General features: G+C 42.7%; 19 protein-coding genes and 1 pseudogene. 12 read left to right on the forward strand and 8 right to left on the reverse strand.

Features of this window, described 5'->3' with window-relative positions; all coding sequences use genetic code 11:
* Positions 1–162 precede the first annotated feature (162 nt).
* Entirely contained in the window at positions 163–507 is a 345-nt protein-coding gene (locus tag H4W00_RS04630) for a hypothetical protein (RefSeq protein ID WP_209956450.1), read from the forward strand.
* A 19-nt stretch (positions 508–526) separates the two neighbouring features.
* Here the strand turns inward: H4W00_RS04630 and zapA are convergent, their stop codons facing one another.
* Entirely contained in the window at positions 527–991 is a 465-nt protein-coding gene (gene zapA / locus H4W00_RS04635) for a cell division protein ZapA (protein WP_209956451.1), read from the reverse strand.
* A 135-nt stretch (positions 992–1,126) separates the two neighbouring features.
* Positions 1,127–1,609 (reverse strand): hypothetical protein, encoded by a 483-nt coding sequence (locus H4W00_RS04640; RefSeq protein ID WP_209956452.1) that lies wholly within the window; start codon positions 1,607–1,609, stop codon positions 1,127–1,129.
* A 226-nt stretch (positions 1,610–1,835) separates the two neighbouring features.
* On the opposite strand from H4W00_RS04640, the gene H4W00_RS04645 reads away from it, so the two are divergent.
* From H4W00_RS04645 to H4W00_RS04670, 6 genes and pseudogenes are all read left to right on the forward strand, one after another.
* On the forward strand, positions 1,836–2,489 hold the full coding sequence (locus H4W00_RS04645) for a UPF0149 family protein (RefSeq protein ID WP_209956453.1): 654 nt from the start codon (positions 1,836–1,838) through the stop codon (positions 2,487–2,489).
* 611 nt (positions 2,490–3,100) lie between these two features.
* Complete coding sequence (locus tag H4W00_RS04650) at positions 3,101–4,084, forward strand: formamidase (protein ID WP_334684873.1); 984 nt, start codon at positions 3,101–3,103, stop codon at positions 4,082–4,084.
* Positions 4,085–4,361: 277 nt separating this feature from the next.
* Positions 4,362–4,612, forward strand: a pseudogene (locus H4W00_RS12565) (transposase); the annotation flags it as partial.
* A 209-nt stretch (positions 4,613–4,821) separates the two neighbouring features.
* A complete protein-coding gene (locus H4W00_RS04660; protein ID WP_209956454.1) occupies positions 4,822–5,304 on the forward strand; it encodes a nucleoside deaminase in 483 nt (160 codons plus the stop codon).
* A 43-nt stretch (positions 5,305–5,347) separates the two neighbouring features.
* Positions 5,348–6,568: an acetylornithine deacetylase gene (gene argE, locus H4W00_RS04665; protein WP_209956455.1), complete on the forward strand. Its 1,221-nt coding sequence runs from the start codon at positions 5,348–5,350 to the stop codon at positions 6,566–6,568.
* A 225-nt stretch (positions 6,569–6,793) separates the two neighbouring features.
* On the forward strand, positions 6,794–7,534 hold the full coding sequence (locus H4W00_RS04670) for a LysE family translocator (RefSeq protein ID WP_209956456.1): 741 nt from the start codon (positions 6,794–6,796) through the stop codon (positions 7,532–7,534).
* Between the two features lie 263 nt (positions 7,535–7,797).
* On the opposite strand, the gene miaB is transcribed toward H4W00_RS04670, so the two are convergent.
* Complete coding sequence (gene miaB, locus H4W00_RS04675; protein ID WP_209956457.1) at positions 7,798–9,285, reverse strand: tRNA (N6-isopentenyl adenosine(37)-C2)-methylthiotransferase MiaB; 1,488 nt, start codon at positions 9,283–9,285, stop codon at positions 7,798–7,800.
* Positions 9,286–10,228: 943 nt separating this feature from the next.
* On the opposite strand from miaB, the gene H4W00_RS04680 reads away from it, so the two are divergent.
* The gene (locus tag H4W00_RS04680) at positions 10,229–12,226 is read left to right on the forward strand and encodes a lytic transglycosylase domain-containing protein (RefSeq protein WP_334684991.1); all 1,998 of its coding nucleotides are present in this window, start codon (positions 10,229–10,231) and stop codon (positions 12,224–12,226) included.
* A gap of 574 nt (positions 12,227–12,800) precedes the next feature.
* Positions 12,801–13,613 carry a ribonuclease T2 gene (locus H4W00_RS04685; RefSeq protein ID WP_327192429.1) on the forward strand — a complete coding sequence of 271 codons (813 nt, stop codon included), beginning with the start codon at positions 12,801–12,803 and terminating at the stop codon, positions 13,611–13,613.
* Here the strand turns inward: H4W00_RS04685 and H4W00_RS04690 are convergent.
* Positions 13,599–13,757 (reverse strand): hypothetical protein, encoded by a 159-nt coding sequence (locus H4W00_RS04690; protein WP_209956459.1) that lies wholly within the window; start codon positions 13,755–13,757, stop codon positions 13,599–13,601. The two genes, H4W00_RS04685 and H4W00_RS04690, sit on opposite strands and share 15 nt — an antisense overlap.
* 333 nt (positions 13,758–14,090) lie before the next feature.
* Between H4W00_RS04690 and H4W00_RS04695 the strand changes: the two genes are divergently transcribed.
* Both H4W00_RS04695 and H4W00_RS04700 read left to right on the forward strand, forming a co-directional pair.
* A complete protein-coding gene (locus H4W00_RS04695) occupies positions 14,091–15,074 on the forward strand; it encodes a malate dehydrogenase (protein ID WP_209956460.1) in 984 nt (327 codons plus the stop codon).
* 252 nt (positions 15,075–15,326) lie between these two features.
* Complete coding sequence (locus tag H4W00_RS04700) at positions 15,327–15,566, forward strand: DUF2789 family protein (RefSeq protein ID WP_209956461.1); 240 nt, start codon at positions 15,327–15,329, stop codon at positions 15,564–15,566.
* A gap of 114 nt (positions 15,567–15,680) precedes the next feature.
* Here the strand turns inward: H4W00_RS04700 and ribF are convergent, their stop codons facing one another.
* Positions 15,681–16,721 (reverse strand): riboflavin biosynthesis protein RibF, encoded by a 1,041-nt coding sequence (ribF, locus tag H4W00_RS04705; RefSeq protein ID WP_209956462.1) that lies wholly within the window; start codon positions 16,719–16,721, stop codon positions 15,681–15,683.
* A 174-nt stretch (positions 16,722–16,895) separates the two neighbouring features.
* Between ribF and H4W00_RS04710 the strand changes: the two genes are divergently transcribed.
* On the forward strand, positions 16,896–17,522 hold the full coding sequence (locus H4W00_RS04710; RefSeq protein WP_209956463.1) for a GNAT family N-acetyltransferase: 627 nt from the start codon (positions 16,896–16,898) through the stop codon (positions 17,520–17,522).
* Between the two features lie 35 nt (positions 17,523–17,557).
* Here the strand turns inward: H4W00_RS04710 and H4W00_RS04715 are convergent, their stop codons facing one another.
* From H4W00_RS04715 to ampD, 3 genes are all read right to left on the reverse strand, one after another.
* A complete protein-coding gene (locus tag H4W00_RS04715; protein WP_209956464.1) occupies positions 17,558–18,202 on the reverse strand; it encodes a hypothetical protein in 645 nt (214 codons plus the stop codon).
* Between the two features lie 126 nt (positions 18,203–18,328).
* On the reverse strand, positions 18,329–19,879 hold the full coding sequence (murJ, locus tag H4W00_RS04720) for a murein biosynthesis integral membrane protein MurJ (protein ID WP_209956465.1): 1,551 nt from the start codon (positions 19,877–19,879) through the stop codon (positions 18,329–18,331).
* A 166-nt stretch (positions 19,880–20,045) separates the two neighbouring features.
* On the reverse strand, positions 20,046–20,645 hold the full coding sequence (ampD, locus tag H4W00_RS04725; RefSeq protein WP_209956466.1) for a 1,6-anhydro-N-acetylmuramyl-L-alanine amidase AmpD: 600 nt from the start codon (positions 20,643–20,645) through the stop codon (positions 20,046–20,048).
* Positions 20,646–20,665 lie beyond the last annotated feature (20 nt).

Consider the following 20,665-nt stretch of genomic DNA (forward strand, 5'->3'; position numbering starts at 1 on the left):
AAATAGCGCAATGATTGTGCTATAGGCGTGAATTACAGTAAACTTTATATTATATCCCTAGCTCATTATTTATAACTTAGTAACCTCAGTTCACTCACCATTACTCGAAGGAGCACTGCCGTGTTTGCGATTATTATTATAATAATTATAATTTGGATCTCAATGTGGATCTTTTATAAAGTTATGTACCCACGCGCCCCAAAAAGCATGATGCCCCAAAAAGGTGACGTGATCGAGCCGCGCAATTGTAATTTTTGTGGTAACAGCTTAGCTGAGTATCGTGGTGTTATCGAGACTGCCCCTACCGAGCTTAACAGCAGTATAAATAGTGACATTACTAATGATAGTGTTAGTGATACTACCAATGCCGTTAGCGATACTATTAATACTGCTAGCGACCTTGACAGCCCTATCAAGGACAGTAGCACTAAGGCTAACGGTGAGTTGTTTTTTTGCAACTACGAACATCAAGCTGATTTTCATGCCGGTAAAACTTACCAGTACTAGCGTTAAGTGGTCACTTGACCTATAAAATAGACTGCGCGTCTTGCATTATTTTACTTAACAGAGCCTCTGACTGCTTACTTTCATTTTGATGAGTATCACTGGTCTTTTCATGAGCGCTAATTTTTTCATATAAGTTTAAGCAGCATAATACCAGCAGATTTTCTTGGCTTAAGTTTGGTGCTTCTCTTTTAATATCGAGAACAAAGTTATTAATGTAATACACGGCTGAACGTAATTCTTGTTCTTCATTAATCGGACAATAAATTTGATAGGTTATGCCAGCAATGGCAATATCTACTTTTTTCATTTGCGGTTCAGGGGTTTTAGTAGCTGGTGTGCTGCTACCTGTTGTTGCCTGTTCGACGTTTATCTTATTGGGGGTGACATTTTGGGGCAGGGTGCGCTTAGTTTGATCCATGGGCGCCGCCGCTTTTTTGTTTTCAAGCGGTGAGTTTTGATCAGCGTTGCTATTGTTGTCAGTCATAATAAGTCCTACAAAGTATCGTCATGAAGGTGAATAATCAATTAAGATAAATAATTAAAGCGCTAAAAGTATAAAATCATTTTTTGAGAGGCAAGGGTGCTATTACTGTTTTGGCAAACCTTCGTCAATCGCGCATCAGCTTTCTATTTGATCAATATGGGTTAATCGTTTTAACACCACTTGCGTGCGCTCGGCTGCCAACTGATTTTTTTCTTGTAGGTCATGGTTTTGTTGTTTGATATCGCTATTTTGCTGCTTAATATTATTATTTTGTTGTTGTAGCTCATGGCCCTGCTGCTGAAGATTGTCATTATGTTGTTGTAGGGCACTGTTTTTTTGTCGCAAATCAGCCAGCTGTTTTTGTAACTTGTCTTGCTCTTCTCCAATCATATGATGCGCTTCGGCAAGGCTTTGATAGCGTTTATCGAGATCGCTCAACTGTTTTTTCGCGTTATCACGTTCTGTATGGCTGCTATCGAGCTTAGTATTAAGGACTGACAATTCTTTTGGATTGGTATTCGGTCGTTGTTTGATGCTGCTAAGTTCAGCGCTGACCAGCTGATGCTGCTTTTTGATGTCAAGTATCGTTTTTTCTAATAGTCTGAGTTGGTCATACATAGTCAGTTTTTATCCTTAACCAGTGAGTGTGGATGAATTTTGGTCTATGCGTTTAATAATGCCATAGGTGACCGCATAATATCTATATCAACAAAGTAATTGCACTTATTGTGCTTCTTTTTTTTACTTTTATTAGTTACAGCGCTGCGCACATTGTAGGGCGGTAACTATTACTAATTAATTGGCTCTAATCAATCATTGCTAATCAATCACTAGGATAACCGTTATGAATGATAATATCTCTGGCTGGAACACGTGGGCCGAAGCGTTTGATGAATGGACTGATGTGTCTATCAGTGAGGTGCACGGCTTGATGACTGGCTTGATGACGGCTTGTGAGGCTCCTGATGAGCAAGGTTGGGCGAAGGTGCTGGAAGAACTCAGCTTTGCACCGTTACCGGAGCCGGCCTTGACGCTGCTGACCGAAGAGGCGGAAGATACCGTGTTTCAGCTCAAAGATAAAGAGGATGCTTATTCCTTTATGCCACTGATACCTGACGATGAACATAACTTATACGAGCGTGTGATGGCTCTGAAACAGTGGGCTAACGGCTTTATGACTGGCTTTGGTATTACTGATTGTGGTCTGAGTGCTGAAGAAAATGAGATGCTCATGGATTTAGCCAAAATTGGCGCTATCCGTCTGGAAGATGATGAGGACTTTGAAGGTGGCGAAGAGTCTTATCTGTATATTTATGAGTTTGCGCGCATGGTCCCGGTCAGTTTTGCCACCCGTAAGCGTAAGCCTATTAAAGATTTAGCACTGATTTCAGGGCTAAAAATGGATGCAAAAACCACCAAAGAACGCCAAGCGGAAGGCCAGTTGTCAAAGCCCACGCCACCGGTGGTTGATGTGATGAATCAAAATAACCCATCGTAAGAATATGGTGCAAATTTAAAATGAGTATCAATGAGTTGAAAGAAAAGTGGTTTTACACTAAATTTGGAGTGTTCAAACAATCTAACTAAAAAAAAGACACGCGATCTCCAATTTCTTTCACACTTGAATTGTCGAGAAACAAGTAAAGACAAGGAGGTGCGTGCACTTGAGTTTTGCCGTGAATTATATCAGCTGGTCGAATTGCCCGGAACTGCGGAGTTCTAAAAAGTGATGTGCACGTCCCGAAACTGGCAAACTGAAACCTTAAACAGTTTTGCATTCCCTTATTTCATCTCACCCCAATATTTGACGGGGAACCTTTTTGGTCGTATGATAAATGTAGAACGTTTCTCTACTCTATTAACGTGTGTTGTAAGCTTTATTACATAGGATTTGAGGAAGCACTCTATTTTATTGCCATTTTGTGCTTAGAGCCGTAAGGGCTTAGAGTTATGAGACTGATTCAATTTAGTGATATTAAAAAATAGAAATTAATATGTTTTTCCACATCTAATTCTTCAACCTTTTAAAGTTATTATCTTATGTTTAAACCTAAAATTGTAGGGTAAAAGTAAATTGTTGAGTATAGTATATTTGAAAGGAGTTTTATAATGAATGGTCTTGGAGGATTGAATAAATCACCAAATGGAGTGATTCTAGGTTTAGTACAATTGCAATTACCAATAACAAAAACGAAAGATGACTTGACTAAGCAAACCGAGAAAGTATGTGACATGGTTCGAAAAGCAAAACGGTTTATAGCACCCATTGATCTTGTCGTATTTCCAGAATATATGCTTCATGGACTTTCAATGGACATGAATGATGAGATCATGTGTGATATCGATGGACCTGAAGTGTCTGAGCTGAAAAAAGTTTGTAAGGAAAATGAAATTTGGGGATGTTTTTCAATAATGGAATATAACCCTAATGGAAATCCTTACAATACCGGATTAATTATAGATGATCAGGGCCAGATAAAATTAAACTGTCGAAAACTACATCCTTGGGTTCCTGTTGAACCATGGGAACCGGGTAATCTTGGCTTGCCTGTGTGTGACGGACCAAATGGAAGTAAACTAGGGCTAGTTATTTGCCATGATGGGATGTTTCCAGAGGTTAGTCGCGAACTTGCATATAAAGGTGCAGATGTTATTTTACGTACAGCTGGTTATACGCCACCCATTCGACATTCCTGGAAAATAACCAATCAAACAAACGCATTTTGCAACCTTGCATATACCGCGTCCGTTGCCATGTGTGGAAGTGATGGAACCAATGATTCGATGGGAGACGCCATGATTGTTGGATTTGATGGTGTAACACTCGTAGAAGGTAGTAACCGCGCTGATGAAATAATTACTGGAGAAGTTAGACCTGATTTGGTACTTGAGGCTCGGATCAACTGGGGAGTTGAAAACAACATCTACCAGTTGGGGCATCGAGGCTTTGTTGCCGTGGATGGCGGAGTAATGGACGCTCCATACACGTATATGGACGATTTGAGAAACGGAACATATAGTCTCCCTTGGGAAGATAAAATTAAGCATAAAGATGGGCAAGCTTATGGTTTTGATGCCCCTCGAAAAAAATAAAGTTAGAAATCATACAACCCAATTTATACTCTATACATGTAAGCACTTACTATGTCGACACTCGTGAACTGAACTTTAAATGGTAGACACTTTAAAAAAACGACCCATTTGTTTTTTCTGTTTTCAGAATTCGGTATACTAAATTTGGCGGTTCTACACTAAATTTGGAGTGTTCAAACAATTTAACCAAAAAAAGACACGCAATCTCCAATTTCTTTCACACTTGAATTGTCGAGAAACAAGCAAAGACAAGGAGATGCGTGCACTTGAGTTTTGCCGTGAATTATATCAGCTGGTCGAATTGGCCGGCATTGCGGAGTTCCAAAAAGTGATGTGCACGTCCCGAAGCTAGCAAACTGAAATCTTAAACAGTTTTGCATTCTCTTATTTCAACGGTTTTCTAGTAGGCATAAATAACCTGACAAAAGCAGTCAAACGGAATTCGTTCGGCTTTCAAACCTCACACGTGCACGCGCCAAAATACTATTGACACACAAATACAAGAGTATTGGCGTTCATGTGGGTTAAGGTGAAAAATATTTCACCTCACCCCAACATTTGACGAAGAACTAGAAAAGTTGAATGTGAATCATATGGCTCATGAGTGTTTATACTTATTTATATTATCTTGTGAGTAGCGGGGTTAGTGGTTAGCCTGATGATTCGAAAGTATGATATGACTCATAGCGTTAGACGAATATAAAATATCAATACCAAATAAAAAGGAGAATAAAATAATGTTAACGGATACTGATAAACAACATTTGCGCCGCTGTATTGAGCTGGCTACTGAAGCATTAGATGCCGGTGATGAGCCGTTTGGTAGTGTGTTGGTCGATAGCGATGGCACCGTACTTAATGAAGATCGTAACCGCATTAACACGGTCGATGCAACCTATCATCCTGAGATTGCAGTCGCACGTTGGGCGGCAAAAAATATGACTCCAGAAGCGCGAGCGCGAGCGGTCGTTTATACCTCAGGTGAGCATTGTGCGATGTGCTCAGCGGCTCATGCTTGGGCAGGACTTGGCCGTATTGTTTATATCAGCTCCTCCAAACAGTTGGGCGAATGGATGGATGAGATGGGTGTAGAATCAACATCGCCAATTACATCGTTAGCCATTCAAGACGTGGCGCCGAATGTGCCAGTCGAAGGCCCGATCACAGGCTTAGACGAAGAGGTAAAAGAGTTGCAGCGACGGGCACAGCAAAAAGACTAATAACACAAATCTCAATATCAATTTTATTTGATAAGGATGTTCAATGGCTTTTAATAATAGTGACCATCAGTCTCAACCTATTCCGTCTTATCCGCAGCAGAGTATTGATTGGCTCACACGCTTAATCGGCTTTGACACTGTCAGTCGACATTCAAACTTAGCTTTAATCAACGAGGTTAAGGCTTATTGTGAACAGTTGGGATTGATAGTAACGCTGACTTTTAACGAGTTGCAAAACAAAGCCAATTTATTTGCCACTGTACCAGCAGGTAAAAATGCTGAAATAGTTGATGGCGGCTTAGTACTTTCAGGCCATAGCGATGTCGTGCCGGTTGATGGTCAAGATTGGACGTCTGAGCCGTTTACCGCCACTATTCGTGGTTCGCGCTTATATGGGCGCGGGGCTTGCGATATGAAAGGCTTCATTGCTTGCGCGTTAACTCTATTGCCTGATGCGGCACAGCGGTCTAAAAATAGTCAGCTGCGTCGTCCGCTACACTTGGCATTGTCATTTGATGAAGAAGTGGGCTGTTTAGGGGCGCCTTTATTACTGGCCGATTTAGCTGCCCGTGGTATTACTCCTGAATATTGTATCGTTGGTGAACCCACCAATATGACCGTGGTGGTAGCGCATAAAGGCATCGCTATATATCGCTGCCGCGTACATGGTAAATCAGCTCATTCATCCTTGACGGCACAAGGCGTCAATGCGATTAGTTATGCCAGCCGTTTGGTCGGTTACGTCGATACCTTAGCTGAGCAATTAAGCGGCCGTGATGATAACGACCCCTTGTTCGATGTGCCTTATTCAACCTTGTCAGTGGGTACCATACAGGGTGGCACGGCGACCAATATCGTACCTAATCTATGCGAGTTCACCTTTGACTATCGTAATCTGCCGCACATGACTCAAGCAGATATCTTGGCGCCGATCCAAGCTAAAGCCGCTGAGCTAACCGCGCAGATGCAAGTGCGTTCGCCAGAGACCCGCATTGAGATCCTACAAGAAGTAGGGGTACCCGCGATGACGGATAATGACAATGACGAGCTCCAAAGCTTGATAGCTGCTTTGGTTGAAGATGACAAACGTCATAAAGTTGCTTATGCCACCGAAGGCGGGCAATTCACCAATGCGGGTATTCCAACGATTATCTGCGGACCCGGCAGTATCGAACAAGCGCACAAAGCAGATGAGTACGTTGAGCTTGATGAGATTGAGCGCTGTGACAGCTTCTTACAGCGCTTACTACAAAGCTGCTGCTAGTTAACTTTTGCTACTGTTGTTCATAGTCGATTATATACGCTGGTTCCTCTCTGCTAAATGACAACTGAAATAAACTTAATGTTGAGTTGGCCAGATTATATGGTTACAGAGCTATTAATTATAAAGTACACCGTCTTAATGGCGGTGTTTACTTTTTACCGTCAAATTGTCTAGAGTCGCAGGATTCTAAACTGAATTTTTTAAATAATAAGGTAGGGTTGGTTGATGTCGTGGCATCTGTTGGCGGTATTTTTTGCTAGTACGTTTTTTATCTCAGCTACCCCTGGCCCAAATATGCTATTGGCATTTCAATATGGACTGAATTATGGTGTCAAGCGGACGCTATGGACCTTAGCAGGGTTGAGTCTTGGACTATTTATTCTGCTACTTTCTACTCTTCTAGGACTAGATGTTATTAGTCGGCAGTCGCCATGGTTACTGACTGTTATCAAGTCTATTGGCGCGTTATATTTGATATATTTAGGCGTTTCATCATGGCGTGATAATACTACTGATAATAGCTTGATGAATACTGCCAGCGCCATGAGCGCAGAGGTTGACGCCGAGCTGATATCGAGCTCTATAATGCCGGATAATAAACCCGCATCTTTACCACATTCACCGCCTAGAGCGGCAGCCAAAGCGATTCCTAGTGATTGGCTGCTATTTAGAACGGGTATTTGGGTATCGTTGTCCAATCCCAAAGCGATTTTATTTTTTGCGGCTTTTTTCCCTAAATTTATCAATTTCAGTGCGCCATTATGGCCACAATACATTATGTTGACCCTAGGTCTATTTTTGAGTGAAACCATCTGGCAGCTTATTTATACTCTTGGTGGTAAAAAGCTTGCGGGCTGGCTGGATGTTAGTGACCGCTTAGCTTGGCTCAACCGGGGTTGCGGGGTAATATTCATCTTAATTGCCGCTGCCTTGTTGGCTGATGTTGTGAGCAGCTTTATGGCTTGATTGGTTATTTGAGCATTTAAACATTGCTTAATATAGTTAAAATACCTTAAAAACGCGACGGTACTGCTGGTATGAGCTTTTTGCAGCCTCTGTCTGCGTAGGCACAGCAAGCAATAAAGACTTACGCCAGCAGTAAATTATGTATCGATATTACTTTTCATTGACTATAGCTAAAATAAAAGCTGCTAATAGCAAAGTATTAGCAGCTTTTTTATGTTTTATGATTTTAATGACAATGTACGCTCAATTGAGTTTGGGCTTACTTAAGCCAATATAGATTCAAGCTCACCTTTGACCATATGCGGACTGACGAAATCAGTGATACGGACGCTGACAATTTTACCCAGTAGCTCATCCATCTGTTCAGGATTATAAGGGAACATCACCGTACGGGTATTATCTGCGGTGCCTATTAGGCAGTCTGGATGACGATTGGCCACTTGCTCGACCAATACGCGGGCGGTCGTACCAACCATGTCATGCGATTTTTGCAGAGTAGAATCTATAATTACCTTTTGGAACTCAGCCAAACGGGCTTTTTTGGTCTTAAAGCTGACATCATCCGGTAGCTCTGCTGCTGGTGTGCCTGGACGCTTGGAATAAATAAAGCTATAAGAATGGTCGAAGTTTAAGTCTTTTGCCAATTGCAAGGTTTGCTGAAAGTCTTCATCGGTCTCACCTGGGAAGCCAATAATGAAATCGCTTGATAAATGAATATCTGGACGAATGGCTTTTAGTTTATCAATTTGAGTGATATAAACGTCAATAGTATGGTTGCGTTTCATCGCGGCCAATATGGCATTTGAGCCACTTTGTACGGGTAGATGTAGGTGCGATACCAGCTGTGGTAACTGTGCATAAGCATCGATGATATCATCAGTGAATTCTAGCGGATGGCTGGTGGTATAACGAATACGCTCGATACCATCCACGTGCGATACATAATGTAGTAGCTCGGCAAAGCGGCAAATACTGTTGTCATCTTTTTCGCCGCGATAACCATTGACGTTTTGACCCAATAGGTTGATTTCACGTACACCTTGAGCCGCTAAGCTGTCAATCTCGGCCAACACGTCATCAAGCGGGCGCGAGAGTTCTTCGCCGCGTGTATAAGGAACCACGCAGAACGAACAATACTTTGAGCAACCTTCCATGATAGAGACAAAGGCTTTAAAACCATCGACTTTTGGCTCGGGCAAAAAATCGAACTTTTCAATACTAGGGAAGGAGATATCAATCGTACCAATTCGGTTCTTTGGTGAAATGTGGCGCTGCTGGTTTGATTGATCATACAGCTCTGGTAGGCGATGCAAGGTTTGTGGGCCGAACACCATATCGACATAAGGCGCACGCTTTTGGATATTATCGCCTTCTTGCGAGGCCACGCAGCCACCAACCCCAATCACTAGGTCTGGACGTTTTTCTTTTAGTTTGCGCCAGCGGCCTAATTCTGAGAATACTTTTTCTTGTGCTTTTTCGCGGATAGAACAGGTATTCATCAACAATACATCTGCTTCATCTATATTATGGGTCACTTGCATACCATGCGAGTCGCCAAGGACGTCGAGCATTTTGTCAGAGTCATAGACATTCATCTGACAGCCTTGGGTGGCGATAAAGACTTTTTTTATTGCAGCGGCATTGACCTGCTCTGAAACCGGCGCTTCGATGGTAGCGACATTTACTTGCTCTGAAACTGGCGCTTCGAGTGCAGGGTCATTGATGCGAGGATTAAATACAGAAACACTCATAAGCGAAAGTCCATGATTAGCAAACAAAATATAGCGGCGGCAAGCCATTAATGGGTGGCGCATTTTATCATAACCATGGACTAATGTGAAAAGTAACGCGACATGATTAGATATAAGTATAAAAAATAATTATAATACTATCAATTGCTTATGAAATTTTATACTAATTTAGATGGTAACGGTCATTAAAGGAGCATTCTACCTAAGTTTTAATGGTTCCGTCGATAAGGTGAAAGATGTCTGAGTAACCCTAGTAATTGATCCGAGTATCACCCTTGTATTGCAGGTCGCTGTCCTGTTTATTTACAAATGGTAAGGGAGCTGGTTGAAAGTCAAAAAGATATAGTATGATGAGTATTGCGTTGCTGGCGGGATGTATTTTTTGACCTTCGAACGCCGCTGATCGTTATGGCCAGACTCATTATCCTAGATACAGAGAATAGCTGTGCTTACCATGTTGGTGCTTTTGTTTAACAATTTTACTTAGCACGTCTTAACATAGTCAATGAAAAGTAATATCGACACATAACCTACTGCTGGCATACGTTTTTCTTGCTTGCTGTGCCTACGCAGACAGAGGCTGCAAAAAGCCTATACCAGCAGTACCGTCGCGTTTTTAAGGTATTTTAATGATAGCTGTTTCAAAGACTGAGCCTCCGAGTTAAAAATACTGATCTTAAGATACAGTATTGTGCCCTGATGTTTAAATACTGCATTCTTAAAATACTTTATTATGAAAATTTCAGTACCAAAATAAAAAGTCAAATATTAAATAACCATTAAGATCATAAAGAGAGTAAGTATGACCAAGCATCGCGTTGCCAAGCCCATTCATGACAATACTAATGACAACCTTGTGGTACCCAATGGTCAAACCAGTCATAATTCTAGCCGATTTAATATTGACTCACTGCGAGTGGGCACGCTTAGTTTGGCAACAGCAATGAGCGCGCTAGTGCTATCACAAGTGGCCTGTGCCGATCCGGCTCCTTATGATCCGGCTCTTTATGTTGGTAGCTATGATCAGCAGGACAGTAGTATCAACTCTTTTAGTGCCGCAGCGCAGGCAGCAAATCGTGGTGATATCAGCGCGTTGTATAACTATGAGCAGTTGATGAGTGGTGGTCTGTTTGCTATGTATCCTACTTATTGGCGTATGAATTTAGATTTGAATGCGCAAAGCTCGGCGGCCGTGTCACAATTTGTACGCCAATATCCCAATACTGTTATGGCAGAAAAGTTGGTGGCTGACTTTGCTGAGACTAAAGCTGCATCAGGTGATTATGCTTCCGTACGGCAGGTGGCTAATTTGATTACCAACGGTGATCGCAGTGAGCGCTGTGCGATTGGGCTGGGCTTTAATAATGGCGGCGACACCATGCGTGCCTTGGCAGAGAAATCAGATGTTTGGCTGACTACCTTAAAGCAGCCGGCGCTGTGTGATCAGCTAGCAACTGAGATGAATAATAACGTGTTGATCAGTAATCAAGATCGCATGGCGCGTCTTAAGCGCATGCTGCGTAAAGGCAAAACTGGCGACATTATGGCGCTATCATCACGGCTTGGCACCCCGATTCCCTATTCAGCGTTGAGTGAAATCCAGCTGAACCCGAGCTCGTTTTTTAGCCGCTTTGGTATGCAACCTCAAAGCCAAACCAATCAGTATCTATATCTATATGCTATTGGACGTATCGCGGATAAATCCTATCGTGAAGCCGCGCTCCAGCTAGACTTTGATATTAAGCAAGACAATCAGCGTTCAGCCCGCTTATTGACCGATGATACGCGCCGTTATGCTTATCGTATTCTTGGCGTTCAGCGGATGAGTCATACCACCGATGATGGCTTTGACTCTGAGGCCGTTGACTGGTTTCGTAGCAGTCTAGATGATGACTTTAATTATGAAGAGGCCGAAGACTATGCCAAAGCGGCTATTCGCTTTAGTCGTTGGGATGATGTGGTTGAGGCCATTTCACGTATGGAGGCAGAAACTCAAAAATCCAGCCAATGGCAGTACTGGCTAGCACGCGCCTATGAGCAATCAAACGATCGTAGCAAGCGTAATACCGCTAAAAAAATGTACCAGCATCTGGCCAAAAGCAACGATTATTATGGCCTAATGGCAAAAGATAAAGTGGGTCAGCGTTTTGATGTTAGTCGTTTAGGCGGCAGTAACTTACCAAACGTTAGCAACGCTGACCGTGCTCGTGCCATGCAGGATCCGAACTTTGCTCGCGCTTTTGCCTTATATAACGCCGATGCTAGCCGTGCTTATGCCAACCGTGAATGGAACTGGGCGGTCAAGGTGGCACGTGATAATCGTGATGACAACCTAATTATTGCTGCCGCCCGACAAGCACATGATATGGGTTGGCTTGATCGTGCGGTCTATGCTGCTGATAATACTGATAGAGCCAGCAGTTTGGCCTTATCATATCCTATGCCGCACCAAGATGCTGTCGTACGGCATAGCCGGTCAGCAGGTATTGATCCAGCATGGGCTTATGGCATTATGCGTCAAGAAAGTCGCTTCGTGAGCTCAGCGCGCTCCAACGTTGGCGCCAGTGGTTTGATGCAAATCATGCCTGACACGGCAAAATATATTGCTCGTAATTTAGGCGAATCTTATAGTGCTAGCAATGCGAATAGCGGCGATACCAATATTCGCTATGGTACCTGGTATATGAGTGATATCTTGGGAAAGCTAAACCGTCAGCCGGTACTTGCCACTGCTGGTTATAATGCTGGCCCTAATAATGCTAAGCGCTGGCAGCCTACTTATGGCTCACTGGCTGCTGATCAGTATGTCGAATCAATTGCTTATCCTGAGACCCGTGATTACGTCAAGCACGTGATGGAAAATGCCACTATTTATAGTAGCTTACTCGGTAGCCCCCAACCTATTAGCCAGCGCATGGGCACAATTCCTGCAGCGTTTTAAAAAGACTTGCTAACGTTTAGAATTTTGTATGAGAAAGCCACCATTAATAAATAGTTAGCTGTTATTGTGATGGGTAGCATAACTGTTAATATAATTTTTAAGAGCGTACTGAGCCGTTAGCATTAATTTGCCAGCGGCTTATTAACAGGGTAGCAGACGTTTACACGGCCTTTGCCCTCTATATTAGACCTCTTGCATAAGTCGTCGCTAGCCGTTGAAGCTTCGTTCATGAAAGCTAATGAAATGGTACTTTTGCAAGAGGTCTATTCTTAACTGACCTCAGTTGGTTCTCTGGGGTTTACTAGATATTAAACCTGTGTCTTCTCGCAAAAAGTGTATTTCTAACCATATTATGGTTGTCACAATTAAATAATTAGTCTTAAATTTACGTTTTTGCTATAGATTAAAAAAAGCATTTTGCTACCATTACCTTAGTAAGCGCCCGTATATTTCTATCAACCTATTTTATTATTAGTTCATCTAATATTGATATTTTAATCACCATAATCTGAGCCTATAGACCCTGTTTGATCACTGTCACATGCTTTGTTACTTACGATAATAAAAGTTACTTATGATTAAGAAATACTTAAATTTGCCGATATTATTACAAAATGGACATCAGTTATCTGCCAGTCCGGCGTTAAGAGTACGCCTGCTAAAGAGACTAAATGGCAACCAACTAACTATAAGCGCCACTTTATCAGGTCTTAGTCTATTAAAAGTCAGCCCGGCGGATAAAAAATATAACAAGTCCAACACAGCACTCAAAATTGCCGGTTTACTGTTATTACCAGGGCTCATGCTAAGCTCAGCACAAGCGGCCAATGCGGCTAAGACCGGCCAACGAGTCTTGATGATTGAGATGACCCCAGCCCTATGTAGTCTGCAGCCTTCGCGAGCGCGTATGCGTCAATGCTTAGAGGGTTACTCTCTAACGGTCTCTGGTCTCGATCTCGGTTATGGCGAACGCTGTGGACGGGGTAGCGAGCCACGTTTAACGCCATTACAGTTAAAAGTGGTCAACCGTATCATGCCTGACACCACTGTCCGTACTCAAGCGTGGCAACACTACGGCGCTTGTAGTCCGTTAAGTGCTAGCAGTTATTTTCGCCAGATCGTCAATCATGCTGGAGCATTAAAGCTACCCAATGAGTTGAATACGGGCAATACCTATACCGTTTCCAAATTACGCTTTATCAGTCAAATGACTCGCTTGAATAGTGGAATGACCTCAGCCAGTATTGACTTGATTTGCCAAGCGGGCAGTCGACGTCAGACCATGCTTACCGATGTTCACGTTTGTTACGAAGGCAGCCAATTTGGCACTTGCAACAAGGTAGTAGATAACTGCGGCACAAATTTTATTATCTCAGGTGGTAAATAAGGTCTTTTGCAACACTTTATTGGTGAGAATTTTTTTCAAAATACTGTCATTCAAAATACTGTCATTCAAAACACTGTCATTCAAAACACTGTCATTCAAAACACTGTCACTCAAAACACTGTCACTCAAAATACTGTCACTCAATATATTTCTCCTACTTAAATATAACGTTACTTTAAATAATCTTAATAAAGTGGACTCTAAGCCGTTTTTTAGCCCTCTCTGCTCTCTTTTATTATAACTTTCCTCCCCACCCGCAAATTTTAGACTGTATAAAATGTAACAATATAGTCATTAATAGGCATCGGATTGTCTCTAGACGATTCACCAAATGAAGTGCTACACTAGCTTTCGGTTTGTAACCACTCTCATTGAACAATTCTATATCTAAAATCACTATGTTTAGATGATGTTTAGATGGACGACTATGTTTAAAATGAAGACAAAATTATCTAATAATTAATTAGGGAATATTCTATGAAACAGCCTGTACGTGTTGCCGTGACTGGTGCCGCTGGTAATATCAGCTATGCTATGCTTTTTCGTATTGCATCTGGCGAAATGCTAGGTAATGATCAGCCTATTATTTTGCAATTACTTGAAATCGCCCCAGCACTTGATGCACTTAAAGGTGTGGTCATGGAATTAGAAGACTGTGCATTTCCTTTAGTCGCAGGTATTGTACAAACTGACGATGCCACTGTTGCTTTTAAAGATGTCGACTATGCTTTGCTGGTAGGCTCACGTCCTCGTGGCCCAGGTATGGAACGTAAAGACTTATTAGAAGCCAATGCTGCGATTTTCTCAGCACAAGGTAAAGCCTTGAATGAGGTGGCAAGCCGTGATGTCAAAGTATTAGTCGTGGGCAACCCTGCTAATACCAACGCCGTTATCGCTCAGCGTAACGCACCAGATCTAGACCCACGTAATTTCACTGCTATGACTCGTTTAGATCACAACCGCGCGATGGCACAGTTGGCCGAAAAAACCGACACCACCATCAATGACGTGAAAAAAATGATTATTTGGGGTAACCATTCATCTACTCAGTATCCTGATTTGACCACTTGTACTGTAAATGGTAAGCCAGCTCTAGATCTAGTAGATCGTGATTGGTACGAAAACACTTATATTCCAGAAGTCCAAAAACGTGGTGCTGCAATTATTAAAGCGCGCGGCGCTTCTTCTGCGGCCTCTGCTGGCAATGCTGCTATTGCACACGTACGTACTTGGGTAATGGGCACCGATGATAACGATTGGGTATCAATGGGCGTTTACTCTAACGGCGAATATGGTATTGCCAAAGGCTTGATTTACTCGTTCCCATGTACTTGCAAAAATGGCGACTGGTCTATCGTTGCTGACCTTGATGTGTCATCTGATTTCTCGAAAGAGAAAATGGCGGCTACTGAGCAAGAACTTAGCGAAGAGCGTGATGCCGTGTCGCATCTACTGCCATAAGTAGACAGGCTGTTAAACCACTAGCGTTATAGAATAAAAAAGCCCTCTTCATTGAGGGCTTTTTTGTCTTTTTATTTATTGGACAACATTGACGTTAACATAACTGGTAACGTTGCATAACAGCTTTTGAGGTAGAGCTTGCTACAATAAATTGCGACGCAAGCCTTATGTCCTAAGGAAATATAAACAACGTATAACCAGCAATAAAAATTGAAACAGTACGATCGACCACAAATCCTCAAGGAGAAAATTATGTTAGGTGACCCTGATTATAGTATTAATGACTTATTTGCCCAGTTGGGATTGGATAGCTCAGATGCGGCTATTGACGCCTTCGTAGAAAAAAACCAGCTAGCAAAAGAGGAAAAGCTGATAGAGTCTGATATTTGGAAGGACAATCAACGCATGTTCTTGCAAGAAGAATGGACCAAAGATGCCGCATGGGTTGAGGTTATCGATGACTTGAATGTACGTTTGCATCCGAGTGCGTAATTGATCGTCAGTGACGACTTGCTAAACTCAGTACCTTGAACCAATAGTATTGATTGAATACAAAAAAACCCACAATGCTTATGCTTGTGGGTTTTTTAAATTAAGTGCAGGTTTTTAATTAAGCTGCTGTGACCGCCATTCAAGTAAATCTGCCACATCGCTATGGATACCGGTTTTTAGTGCCTCTAACCCTGCGTAATTACGCTCACCATGTAAGAAATGCAAAAAACGTACGTGCAAAGTTTGATCATATAAATTCGCTTGGAATTGCGGGAAGTGAATCTCTAAGCGCCATTCATCGCCTTTATTCACAGAAGGTCTAGTACCAACACTGGCAGTACCAAATAAGCTATCAGGACGCAGACCGGCTACCCCTGTTTGTTCATTGTCTGCTAATTCGGTTAAGCCATTAGGTATGACCTCTCCAGAACCATCCAAACGTACGACATCTACCGCAAAGATACCGTGCAAGGCAGGTTTGATTCGCGCCAAATCTATATTTGCGGTCGGGAAGTTCATCGTGCGCCCGATTTTATCGCCGCCAATAACTGGACCAGTGATAGCATAGTCGCGTTTAAGTAGCTGGTTAGCAGCGTTGATATCACCGGCCAATAGTAAATCACGAACACGAGTAGAGCTGATGCGCTTAGCGGTATCTGTATCGTCAGTGACCGTATGTAAATTAGTCACCTGCAAGCCATATGCCCGTAAAAATTGACTGTCACCAGTACGATCGTGGCCAAAACAGAAGTCATCGCCTAATACTAGGGCTTTTACATTTAAGCGTTGCGCTAAAATGTCAGCAAACGCTTGCGCTGATAGCGCCCGAAAATTAGTATCAAAGTTGGCTACAATTAAGGTCTCAACTCCAAATTCTGCCAATAAAGCTTGTTTTTCTGCTAAATTAGTTAAACGTGCAGGAGCGGTTGCTGGCGCAAAAAATTCACGTGGCTGAGGCTCGAATACCATCACTGCCGCACTCAATTTTTGCTGTTCCGCCAAACTTTGGACTTGGGCGAGCATCGCTTGATGGCCCAGATGCACACCGTCGAAGTTACCAATAGTGAGCACACAAGGCGCTAACTCTATTAGTTTAGTATCTGTGAGCGTCGCGTTTGGTAACGCAATCAATTGTTCAAGAAAATAGGTATTCATAAGTTTGCAGCTATGATAAGACCAAATAAGAAATGAAGAAACACGTCTATGATGACATTTGAGGTGTCTAAAGCTAGTCATTATAAAGTAAAATAGCACCACTCACATCATTAACGCCCAAACTCTAAAAACTGATCATTGTTTATAAGTCATTCACTAATTATGAGAACTATTATGTCCGACATCAACGCTGCGCCGACCATGTTATCTGTAGATAGGCTTACTGACCAGTTTATAGTACAGCGTGCAGGCATAGAAGACCTTTCAGTTATCTTAGCCATTTATAATCAAACCATTGCTGGCAAACAGGCCACGGCCAACTTAGTACCAGTCACCAGTGATGAACGCGCTGCTTGGTTTGAGGACCATCTCAATAATCCTACCCGTCCAATCTATGTGGTTAAAACAGTAAACGCTATTAACCACACCGATCCAACCGATCAGATTGACGCAATGGAGCCTACATCAATAATTATTGCTTGGGGCAGTTTTAGCGATTTATATGCGCGTACTGCCTATAACATCAGCAGTGAGATTAGTGTTTATTTGCATTACGACTATCATGGGAGAGGGCTTGGTAAGTTATTAACCCGTTGGATGCTAACGCAAGCGCCAAGCCTGGGTATTCAAAATGTGGTAGCGCTGGTCTTTGCTCACAATCAACCCAGTCTCGGTCTATTCAACAAGCTCGGCTTTGAGCAGTGGGGATATATGCCACAAGTGTGTGACATGCAAGGTTTTATCGCCGATGTTGTTATGCTTGGCAAAGCGCTTGCTGTAGATAACAGTAACCAAATTTAGCCTGTTTCAGCTCTCAAACTTTGTAGTGGCTATTTTTAGCCCAAAATTTTCCATTCACCATTTATTTTCTGTAACTCATAGGTCAGTGGTACAGGCTCATTTTGGTCTTTTAGCCTCAGCTCACCAGAGATAGAGGCGCGAGTTTTATCGCTACTATATTTGGTATCAGTAATAGTGACCCCAGCAACGGTTTGCTGAAAGGCATATTGGGTTTTGGTCAGCTCGTCCACGAAGTTTGCCATATCGACTTTATAATAGGTCGCGGCCTGTTTGACATCGCCATAATATAAAGTATCGAGCGCTTGCTTGACAGTATCCTCAGGCGTACCTGCTTGAGTGGGATTGGACACTAGGCTTGGCTGCTTAGTAGCCGCTGTTAATGGATTAACATTATCGCTACTAATGGCCGTTTCACTTTTATCTTCAAGGCCATCTGTTATCTGTACACCTCTATTGTCAAGAATGCTTGCAGTGCTCTCAGCATCAGGCGCTTCTGCATCTTGAGTGGCCACTGCTGCCGTATCATTCGTATTATTCTCAACATCCATTGCGGTCTCAGCGCTATCGTTGCCGTCATTTTTATCACTATTACTGCAACCACTTAATAGCAGTCCTACACTGAATACACCAGTAGCGATTACTATTGGTAAGCGTTGAAATGTTAACTGTTTAGTGTTCATATCAAACCTCAAATTTCATTTATACATGGATAGTTAATTATGGCAACTATTAGTACCGTTAACAGTCCATTATTCATTTAAGCTTGTGCCTGTTTGGTAAAGTAGCACCACATTAATAGGAGTCATTTAACCATGTTTAAGCTGGTGCGGACGAAAGCCACTGGCCAATAACACGACGCCATAGACGGCTGCGCCAACGCTACACATAATGAGCAGCGCAACCAAACGCTGCCATTGTGCCTCGCCGGTGGGGAAGTAGGGCAGCATCACATAAAGTACGCCGACCATGGCGCTGGTGGCCATTACAAACTGCGCAAATAGCTTCTTCCAATGGCTACCAAAACGGAAAATATCTCGTTTGTGTAAGAAATAGTATAATAGACCGGCATTAACAAAAGAAGCACCGGTAGTGGCGAGTGCTAGACCACCGTGTAGCGGAATCTCAAGTAAATAAAATATACCAATAAAAATAACGCTAAAAACCATATTAGCAAAGACTGAAATAATACCGATTTTCACTGGTGTTCTGATATCTTGACGGGCAAAAAAGGCTGGAGCGAATACTTTAATAAGCATAAAGCCTAAAATACCACCTGCCATACTACGTAGCGCAAGCGAACTCATTTGTGCATCACGCATAGTAAACTCACCGCGTAAGAACAGCGCCTGCATCAGCACATCAGAGAGCATAAACAACGCGGCGGCGGCGGGCAGACCGACCACCACAATCAGTCGCGCCGCCCAATCAATGGTCTTTTTAAAGGTGACATCATCTTTTTGGGCTTCACTTTTTGACAAGCTCGGTAGAATAACCGTACCAATTGCCACTCCAATCAGTCCTAATGGTAGCTCACTCATACGCTCAGCAGCATATAACCAGGAAACTGAACCACCAATCATAAGCGAGGCAAATATAGTATTGAGCAGCAAGTTAATCTGAGTAACCGATACCCCAAAAATAGCAGGAAGCATCAACTTTAGGATGCGTTTGACGCCTTCATGCTGAAAGTCGATTTTAGGTAGGACCAACAGCTTTTGTTGCGACAACTGTGGCAGTTGAATCAATAACTGTAATAAGCCAGCGATAGCCACTGCGTAGCCGAGCGCCATAATGGGCGTTTCGAACATCGGCGAGAAGACCAGCGCTGCGCCAATCATACACAGGTTTAATAATACTGGTGCAAAAGCAGGTGCTGCAAAGCGACCGTAACTTTGTAAAATACCACTGGCAAAGGCGGTCATCGAGATAAATAATAAATAAGGAAAGGTTAGGCGCAATAGTTCTGCTGTGATAGCAAACTTATCGGGCTGATCCACAAAGCCGGGCGCAAATAAAGTCACTACCCAGGGTGCCATCAACATAACCACCACGGTAAGCATCGATAAAATTAGCAACAGTGCCCCTGAAGTGCGACTGACCAAGATCTGTACCTGTTGTAAGCTATATTTTTCTTTGTATTCGGACAACACGGGTACAAAGGCTTGGCTGAACGCGCCTTCAGCAAATAGCCGCCGCAAAAAGTTAGGTATCTTAAAGGCGACCAAAAAGGCATCCATCAAACCGCCTGCACCAAAAACACTTAATAACACTATGTCACGTACCAATCCTAAAATACGCGACAACATGGTCATACTGCTGACCACCATGGTTGAACGAAATAACCGACTTTTTGCCATGAGAACCTATTGTGCCTATTGGTTTGCTAAGTTATCTATTAACTTACTAAGGTCAAAAAAAACTGACGGATTATAGCATTTTCGTAGCACATATAAATGGATTGGATGTGGAATGTGAGGCGTTGATAACAGTTTATAAGCTGGCTATATAATTCTGTCTTTTGATCTAAGACAATAATGTGGCAACAGTCTCACGCAACCGCGCCCATTCAAAATAATCACCCGGATCGGTCTTGCGACCAGGGGCGATATCGCTATGACCAGTTAAATGTCGGCGGGTTTTAGGATAGGCGTCATATAAGGCTGCGACCACTTGCCCCAGCATCTCATATTGCAACGCTGTAAATGGCACAAAATCTGAGCCTTCAAGCTCAATACCAATGCTATAATCATTACACTCAGAACGGCCAAGGTAGCTGGATCTCCCTGCATGCCATGCGCGTTCATTAAAGTCTACAAATTGAGTAATGGCCCCATCACGCTCAATGAATAGATGCGCCGAAACTTCTGCGCCCTCAATAGTTTGAAAATATGGATGCGCCTGCCAGTCTAATTGATTGGTAAATAATGCTTTAACATAGTGCAAGCCATTAGCATCGCATGCGCCAAACTCATTGGGTGGTAAGCTGATATTATGAATGACGATAGCGTTGATATTTATACCATCAGGACGTGCATTATTATTTTTTGAACACAGCCATGTAGCTGATGATAGGCGGCCGTTATTAATAGTCATTAATGGAGCAAGCTGCGACGATATTGGCATAATATTCTCTGTTCAGTTTG

It is taken from the genome of Psychrobacter sp. PL19 (genome assembly GCF_017875835.1).
In the GTDB taxonomy this organism is placed as follows: Bacteria; Pseudomonadota; Gammaproteobacteria; order Pseudomonadales; family Moraxellaceae; genus Psychrobacter.

Bases quoted from the DNA above. Each gene is read 5' to 3' on its own strand.
- H4W00_RS04640 (WP_209956452.1), bottom strand. From the start codon at position 1,609: ATGTATGACCAACTCAGACTATTAGAAAAAACGATACTTGACATCAAA.
- H4W00_RS04670 (WP_209956456.1), top strand. From the start codon at position 6,794: ATGTCGTGGCATCTGTTGGCGGTATTTTTTGCTAGTACGTTTTTTATC.
- H4W00_RS04710 (WP_209956463.1), top strand. From the start codon at position 16,896: ATGTCCGACATCAACGCTGCGCCGACCATGTTATCTGTAGATAGGCTT.
- H4W00_RS04715 (WP_209956464.1), bottom strand. From the start codon at position 18,202: ATGAACACTAAACAGTTAACATTTCAACGCTTACCAATAGTAATCGCT.
- H4W00_RS04680 (WP_334684991.1), top strand. From the start codon at position 10,229: ATGAGCGCGCTAGTGCTATCACAAGTGGCCTGTGCCGATCCGGCTCCT.
- H4W00_RS04660 (WP_209956454.1), top strand. From the start codon at position 4,822: ATGTTAACGGATACTGATAAACAACATTTGCGCCGCTGTATTGAGCTG.
- H4W00_RS04645 (WP_209956453.1), top strand. From the start codon at position 1,836: ATGAATGATAATATCTCTGGCTGGAACACGTGGGCCGAAGCGTTTGAT.
- H4W00_RS04630 (WP_209956450.1), top strand. From the start codon at position 163: ATGTGGATCTTTTATAAAGTTATGTACCCACGCGCCCCAAAAAGCATG.
- murJ (WP_209956465.1), bottom strand. From the start codon at position 19,879: ATGGCAAAAAGTCGGTTATTTCGTTCAACCATGGTGGTCAGCAGTATG.
- zapA (WP_209956451.1), bottom strand. From the start codon at position 991: ATGACTGACAACAATAGCAACGCTGATCAAAACTCACCGCTTGAAAAC.
- ribF (WP_209956462.1), bottom strand. From the start codon at position 16,721: ATGAATACCTATTTTCTTGAACAATTGATTGCGTTACCAAACGCGACG.
- argE (WP_209956455.1), top strand. From the start codon at position 5,348: ATGGCTTTTAATAATAGTGACCATCAGTCTCAACCTATTCCGTCTTAT.
- H4W00_RS04650 (WP_334684873.1), top strand. From the start codon at position 3,101: ATGAATGGTCTTGGAGGATTGAATAAATCACCAAATGGAGTGATTCTA.
- ampD (WP_209956466.1), bottom strand. From the start codon at position 20,645: ATGCCAATATCGTCGCAGCTTGCTCCATTAATGACTATTAATAACGGC.
- H4W00_RS04685 (WP_327192429.1), top strand. From the start codon at position 12,801: ATGATTAAGAAATACTTAAATTTGCCGATATTATTACAAAATGGACAT.
- H4W00_RS04695 (WP_209956460.1), top strand. From the start codon at position 14,091: ATGAAACAGCCTGTACGTGTTGCCGTGACTGGTGCCGCTGGTAATATC.
- H4W00_RS04700 (WP_209956461.1), top strand. From the start codon at position 15,327: ATGTTAGGTGACCCTGATTATAGTATTAATGACTTATTTGCCCAGTTG.
- miaB (WP_209956457.1), bottom strand. From the start codon at position 9,285: ATGAGTGTTTCTGTATTTAATCCTCGCATCAATGACCCTGCACTCGAA.